Here is a 1,181-nt window from a genome sequence, read left to right as displayed (position 1 = left end):
AATGACTTAACCTCCGGTACATATAGTGTAACGGCTCGTAATACTTCAGATCCTACTTGTGTTTCTACAGCTTTATCTGTAACGATTAACGATGTGCCAAATGCACCAGACGCGCCTGTAAGTAGTGGTGATATTTCACAATGTAGTGAAGATCCAATTCAAGTTTTAGATGCAAACACTGTTATATCTGTAGGTCCTAATGAATCGGTAGTTTGGTACGACCAAGAAATTGGAGGTAATGTAGTTAATCCAATTTGGAGTGCAATTGGTAGTAAAACATTTTGGGCTGAAGCTGTTAATGATTTTGATAATACTTGTATTAGCACAAATAGAACTCCAGTTGTCTTAACTATAAATGACTGCGGTATTAACATTGAAAAAATAGCCAGTCCGAATAATTCACAAGGATGTACTCCACTAGCTATCGGTGAAAGCATATCATACACTTTTAAAGTGACAAATAATGGTACAACACCAATCAGTAATGTTGTAGTTACAGATGTGATGATTGCTACTATCTCTGGTCCAACAGGTGATACCAATAATGACGGTAAGCTTGATGTTTCAGAAATCTGGGAGTTTACAGGTTCGTATGTTGTTACGGCACAGGATATTATAAATGGGCAAGTTATTAATACAGCCGAGGTTACTGGAGAGGCTGAGGCATCTACTCCATTCCCGGTTTCTGGATCAGATACGGAAACCGTAAATCTTTGTCAAAATGCTGAAATGTCTATCGTTAAATCGACTAGCAGCGCAACGACAGATTGTATTAACTTTATTATTGGAGATACAATTGATTATGAGTTTGTTGTAACAAATGAAGGTGATGTAGATATCGAAGATGTTGTTATTACAGACCCATTATTTGAATCTCCGAACCCAATAGTTACTATTAATTTAGTATCGGGAGATTTAAATAATGATGGCATTTTAAATGTAGGTGAAGTTTGGACCTTTGAAGCTACATATACAATAGACCAAGATAATATAGATGCAGGATCGATAGTGAATACCGCTACTGTAAACGGTAATTCTGCTTTAGGACCTGTAGATACTGCTACAAGTAATACAGTTACAGTATTAATCTGTACTGATGCGAGCATTGCACTTATTAAAACTTCAGATGTTGAAGTTGATCCAACTACAGGATGTTCAACACTCGAGGTTGGTGATGTAAT

The 1,181-nt window shown here is 36.7% G+C and carries 1 protein-coding gene; it reads left to right on the top strand.

The features are described 5' to 3' along the window. Positions 1-1,181: DUF7507 domain-containing protein (locus tag RT250_RS13480; protein ID WP_313115413.1), on the top strand; the 1,181-nt coding region annotated here is incomplete at both ends.

Origin of the sequence: Aequorivita sediminis (assembly GCF_032080575.2) — a bacterium.
In the GTDB taxonomy this organism is placed as follows: Bacteria; Bacteroidota; Bacteroidia; order Flavobacteriales; family Flavobacteriaceae; genus Aequorivita; species Aequorivita sediminis.
Note: the sequence above shows the minus strand (reverse complement) of the source record. Positions and strands in the feature narration are given on the sequence as shown.